Below are 4,807 nucleotides of genomic sequence, written 5' to 3'. Positions count from 1 at the left end.
GAACGGCCCCACGCTCGGCCGGGGGCCGGGGGCCGGGGGCCGGGGGCTGGATGCGGCGCGGAGCCGCCCCCGGGACGCCGGGCAAGCCGGGGGACGGGTGGGGGCCGGGCCACGCCGTCCGATAGGTTGGCCGGTCATGTGGGCTTTGAGCGCGGTCGGGCACCGTCGGCTGGGTGCGGCGGGATCTCTGGCGATCGTCGTCGGCGGCTGGTTCGCCGGGAAGCTGCCGGTCCACGATCCCTGGGGTCTGTGGACCGACCACGGTTCCGCCACGAAGGCGGCGGCGGCCGTCCTCGCCTACGTCGGACTGACCGTGCTCGTCGTGGCCTGGTGGCAGTACGGCAAGACCGCCTCCACCGTCCGCGACACGCTCGTCACCCTCGCCTGGTGGACGGCCCCGTTCCTGCTCGCGCCCCCGCTCTACAGCGCCGACGTCTACAGCTACATCGCCCAGGGCGCGATGGTCCTCGAAGGGCACGACGTCTACACCGTCGGCCCCTCCGCCCTGGAGCCCGGCGGAATCGGCGGCGATGCCGCCGGGAGCGTCGGCAACCACTGGCGCGACACCCCGGCCCCGTACGGACCGCTCTTCCTGCTGCTTTCCGCGGCCGTCGCCTGGATCACCGGCGGAACGATCGTCCCCGCCGTTCTGGCGATGCGGATACTCGCGCTCGTCTCCCTCGCCCTGATCGTCTGGTCCCTGCGCCGCCTGGCGCGCGAACACGGCCGCAGTGAGAGCCGCGCCCTGTGGCTGGGAGCCCTCAATCCGCTGTTGCTCATGCATGTGGTCGGCGGCGTGCACAACGACGGGCTGATGATCGGCCTGATGCTCGCCGGCCTGGTGCTCGCCCTGCGCGGCAGATGGATCGCGGGCAGCGCCCTGGTCGGCCTCGCCGTGATGGTGAAGTCGCCGGCGGCCGTGGCGCTCCTGTTCATCGGGGTTCTCGTGCACGCGTCCGCGACCGGCCCCCAGTGGCGCCGCTGGGCCAAGGGGCTGCTCGCTCCGGGCGCGATCGCGTGCGCGGTCGCCGGAGGTGCCACGCTGATCAGCGGCACCGGATTCGGCTGGCTCCACACCCAGGGCGTCGCCGCGAACATCCACACCGCGCTCTCCGTCACCAGCGACGTCGGCCTCGGACTGGGGGAGTTGGCCCGGCTGCTCCTGGGCGTCGACGCGGAGCCGGTCAAGTCCGCCGTCCAGACGCTGGGCCTGGCAGCCGCGCTCGCGGTGATCGCCGTGCTGGCCCGGCGTGCGATGCGGGGCAGCATGACGCCCGCCCACGCCCTCGGCCTGTCGCTGCTCGTCCTGGTCGCCCTCTCGCCCATGGTCCAGCCCTGGTACCTGCTGTGGGGCATGGCCGTCGTCGCCGCGACCGAACAGTACGGCCGCCTCTCCGCCGTCCTGATCGTGCTCTCGGCGGCGCTGGTGTACGAGACCCACCCCATGGGCGCCACCCCGCCCTACGGATTCGCCCTGGCCGGACTCGCCGCCGTCCTCGGCACGCTCGCGCTCCGGCGGGCCCCCGTCGTGCCGCCCGGCGTCCGGTTGCCCGGCCAGCGGGGCCCCGCGGACCCGGCGGCCTCGCCGGAGAGCCAGGACAGCTCCGCGTCCGTCACCTCCCCTGCCCCGGCCCCGCAGAACGCTCCTTGAACAAATCCCTCGACGCTCGGCAAGATCGTCGGCTACGCTGAACGGGTCCTGTTGTCTCCGATAGAGGTGGACGTTGCGCATCTGAGGTCCGCGATCATCGCGCGGTACGGCCCTGGCCCGTACACGGTCACGACGCTGTCGGCATTTCTGCCGCTCGTGGCTTCCGCGTGGATGCGACCTCGGTGCTGAGCCGTCCCTCACCTTCGCAGGACTGTTCTTCCCACCGCTTTCCGGCCCCGGCCGGGTCGCCGCGTGCTGTTCGCATACGAAGCCCCCCGTTCCTCCCGCTTCCGACTGCGAGAACCACATGAGCCATCCCCCCGCGCCCAGCGCCTCCGTGGCAGCCTCCAACCTCACCTTCCGGTGGCCCGACGGCACGAACCTCTTCGACGGGCTCTCCCTCACCGTCCCCCGGGGCCGCACCGGTCTGGCCGGGGCCAACGGCGCCGGCAAGTCGACCTTGCTACGCCTGTTCGCCGGGCTCCTGCAACCCTCGGAGGGGTCCGTCACGGTCGGCGGAAACCTCGCACACCTTCCCCAGAACATCACCCTGGACACCGCCCTGCGCGTCGACGCGGCCCTCGGCATCGCCGAGCGTCGGGCCGCACTGCGCGCCATCGAATCCGGAGACGTACGGGAGGAGCACTTCGAAACGGTCGGCGACGACTGGGACGTCGAGGAGCGCGCCCTGGCCACTCTCGGCTCCCTCGGGCTCGGTGCCGTCGAACTGGACCGCACCGTCGGGCAGTTGTCCGGCGGCGAGACCGTCCTGCTGCGCCTGGCCGCGCTGCTCCTGGAACGCCCGGACGTCCTCCTCCTCGACGAGCCGACCAACAACCTGGACCTGTTCGCCCGCCGCAGGCTCTATGACGCCGTCGACTCCTGGCGCACCGGGATCCTGATCGTCGTCAGCCACGACCGGGACCTGCTGGAGCGGGTCGACCGCATCGCCGAACTGCGATCGGGCTCGGTCAGCTGGTACGGGGGCGGCTGGTCCGCGTACCAGGAGGCCCTCGCCACCCAGCAGGAGGCCGCCGGGCGGATGCTGCGTGCCGCCGATGCCGACGTACGCCGCCAGCAGCGCGAGCTGGAGGAGACCCGGGTCAAGGTGGCCCGCCGCCAGCGCCACGACAAGAAGCTGGACGGCCAGCGGAAGGCCCCACGCATCGTCGCCGGGGAGCGCAAGCGCTCGGCCCAGGAGTCCGGGGACCGGCTGCGCGGCCTGCACGAGGACCGCCTGGACGAGGCCCGTGAGCGCAGGGAGGAAGCCGCCGAAGCCGTTCGCAGGGACGCCGAGATCAAGGTGAGCCTGCCCCACACCGCCGTACCCGCGGGTCGCACCGTGCTGACCGTACGGGACCTGAGCCTCCCCTACGGACGGCTGCGCGAGGGCAGCCTCCAGGTGAAGGGACCCGAACGCATCGCTCTGGTCGGCCGCAACGGGGCCGGCAAGACGACCCTGCTGCGGGCGCTCACCGGGGAGCTCGCACCGAGCACCGGGGAGGCCACGGCCGCGGTGCCGCTGAAGTTCCTCCCGCAGCGACTGGACGTCCTCGACGACGCGCTGAGCGTCGCCGACAACGTCGCCCGCACCGCCCCGGGCACCACCGAGAACGAGATCCGCTCCCAGCTCGCCCGGTTCCTTTTCAAGGGCGCCCGCGCGGAGCAGCCGGCGGGCACCCTCTCGGGCGGCGAACGCTTCCGGGCGGCCCTCGCGGCGACGATGCTCGCCGCCCCCGCCCCGCAGCTGCTTCTGCTGGACGAGCCGACGAACAACCTCGATCTGGCCAGCGTGCGGCAGCTGACGAGCGCCCTGGGGTCCTACGAGGGCGCCCTCGTCATCGCCAGCCACGATCTGCCGTTCCTGGAATCAGTGGGCGTCACCCGCTGGATCCTGCTGGACGACGCGTTGCGGGAGACCGACGCCGAGGGGGTCCGCGAACTGTTCGGGAGCCCGGATTCCACCCCGGCGGGCACGGCGTGACATCGACCGACCGAACGAACGAGGAGGAGATCTTGATGGGCGCTGACCTCGGCCCCTGTGTCGTACTGATCACCGGAGTGATGGCCGCGGGAAAGTCCACCGTCGCCCAGCTCCTGGCGGAGAGCCTCCCACGAGCGGTCCATGTGCGCGGAGACGTCTTCCGCCGCATGATCGTCTCCGGCCGCGCGGAGATGACACCCGACGAGGCGGAGGAGGCACGCAGCCAGCTCGACCTGCGCCAGCGGATCTCGGCGCAGGTGGCCGACGCCTACGCGGAGGACGGATGGACGGCCATCGTCCAGGACATCGTCCTCGGCGAGGACCTGCCCCGCTACGTCGACAGGGTCCGCACCCGCCCGCTCCATGTCGTGGTGCTCGCCCCCTCGCCCACAACCGTGCGCGAGAGGGAGGAAGCGCGGGCGAAGACCGGGTACGGGGAGTGGACGGTCGAAGCGTTCGACGCGTATCTGAGGAGCGGGACGCCCCCTGTCGGCCTGTGGCTCGACACATCCGGTCAGACGCCCGAGGAGACGGTTTCGGCCATCCTCGACGGGCTGCGCGGGTGACCGGCCGTCCGTAGGTCCGGGGCCTGAGAGGGGCGGCACGGAGGCGTGCCCGAGGGGTGCGGGCGGCGGGTGCGGCGTGGCCTCTCAGGCCGCTTCGTAATGGTGGGCCCGCCCGCCCCGCCACTCCACCCAGACCGGGTTGTCGAGTATCCGGTCCGCTTCTTCGAGGCCGGCCTCGTTGAGGAACACGATCACGTCCTGGTCGCTGTGGGCCAGCCCGAGTATCTCGTCCCGGCCTTCGTAGTGCACGGTCACCCGGCGGCCGCCCGAGGGGGTCGGACGGTGGATGACGATCGGGGGATTTGCCATGGGTCCACCCTGCGACGCGCCCCCCACCCTCGCATCCCCGGCCCGCCCCCTCCGACGGCGAGCCGAGGCCGGTCGGGCAAAGGCTTCCGCGCACTCCTCCGGGGGCGAGGAGGGCCTCATCGCGCGTCGGCCCCGAGTTCCACCGTTGTGGTGACACGCACCAGGGAGGGGCCGCGCGGGGCGGAACCGAACCCGAAGGCGACGGGCGGATCGAGCGGGGAGAGGGGCCCCAGACTCGCCCCGTCCAGCACGGCGTCGGCGGCCACGACCGGCCGCAGCCCCCGCGCCCCGTACCAC

4 protein-coding genes and 1 pseudogene are annotated in these 4,807 nt (G+C 72.7%); 3 read left to right on the top strand and 2 right to left on the bottom strand.

The window, feature by feature from the left end; translation table 11 throughout:
* The first annotated feature begins 136 nt into the window (after window positions 1-136).
* From mptB to CR470_RS35795, 3 genes are all read left to right on the top strand, one after another.
* On the top strand, window positions 137-1,651 hold the full coding sequence (mptB, locus tag CR470_RS35805; RefSeq protein ID WP_097871750.1) for a polyprenol phosphomannose-dependent alpha 1,6 mannosyltransferase MptB: 1,515 nt from the start codon (window positions 137-139) through the stop codon (window positions 1,649-1,651).
* A 307-nt stretch (window positions 1,652-1,958) separates the two neighbouring features.
* Complete coding sequence (locus CR470_RS35800; RefSeq protein WP_097871748.1) at window positions 1,959-3,635, top strand: ABC-F family ATP-binding cassette domain-containing protein; 1,677 nt, start codon at window positions 1,959-1,961, stop codon at window positions 3,633-3,635.
* Window positions 3,636-3,670: 35 nt separating this feature from the next.
* Window positions 3,671-4,201, top strand: coding sequence for an AAA family ATPase (locus CR470_RS35795; protein WP_179892488.1), 531 nt, complete (start codon window positions 3,671-3,673; stop codon window positions 4,199-4,201).
* An 84-nt stretch (window positions 4,202-4,285) separates the two neighbouring features.
* Here the strand turns inward: CR470_RS35795 and CR470_RS35790 are convergent, their stop codons facing one another.
* Entirely contained in the window at window positions 4,286-4,510 is a 225-nt protein-coding gene (locus tag CR470_RS35790; protein ID WP_097871746.1) for a hypothetical protein, read from the bottom strand.
* 116 nt (window positions 4,511-4,626) lie between these two features.
* A pseudogene (locus tag CR470_RS35785) lies at window positions 4,627-4,807 on the bottom strand (hypothetical protein); the annotation flags it as partial.

It is taken from the genome of Streptomyces sp. rh34, assembly GCF_002551245.1.
Taxonomy (GTDB): domain Bacteria; phylum Actinomycetota; class Actinomycetes; order Streptomycetales; family Streptomycetaceae; genus Streptomyces.
This window is presented reverse-complemented; position numbering and strand designations above follow the sequence as displayed.

Coding starts and splice junctions, on each gene's coding strand:
- mptB (WP_097871750.1), top strand. CDS start 137: ATGTGGGCTTTGAGCGCGGTCGGGCACCGTCGGCTGGGTGCGGCGGGA.
- CR470_RS35800 (WP_097871748.1), top strand. CDS start 1,959: ATGAGCCATCCCCCCGCGCCCAGCGCCTCCGTGGCAGCCTCCAACCTC.
- CR470_RS35795 (WP_179892488.1), top strand. CDS start 3,671: ATGGGCGCTGACCTCGGCCCCTGTGTCGTACTGATCACCGGAGTGATG.
- CR470_RS35790 (WP_097871746.1), bottom strand. CDS start 4,510: ATGGCAAATCCCCCGATCGTCATCCACCGTCCGACCCCCTCGGGCGGC.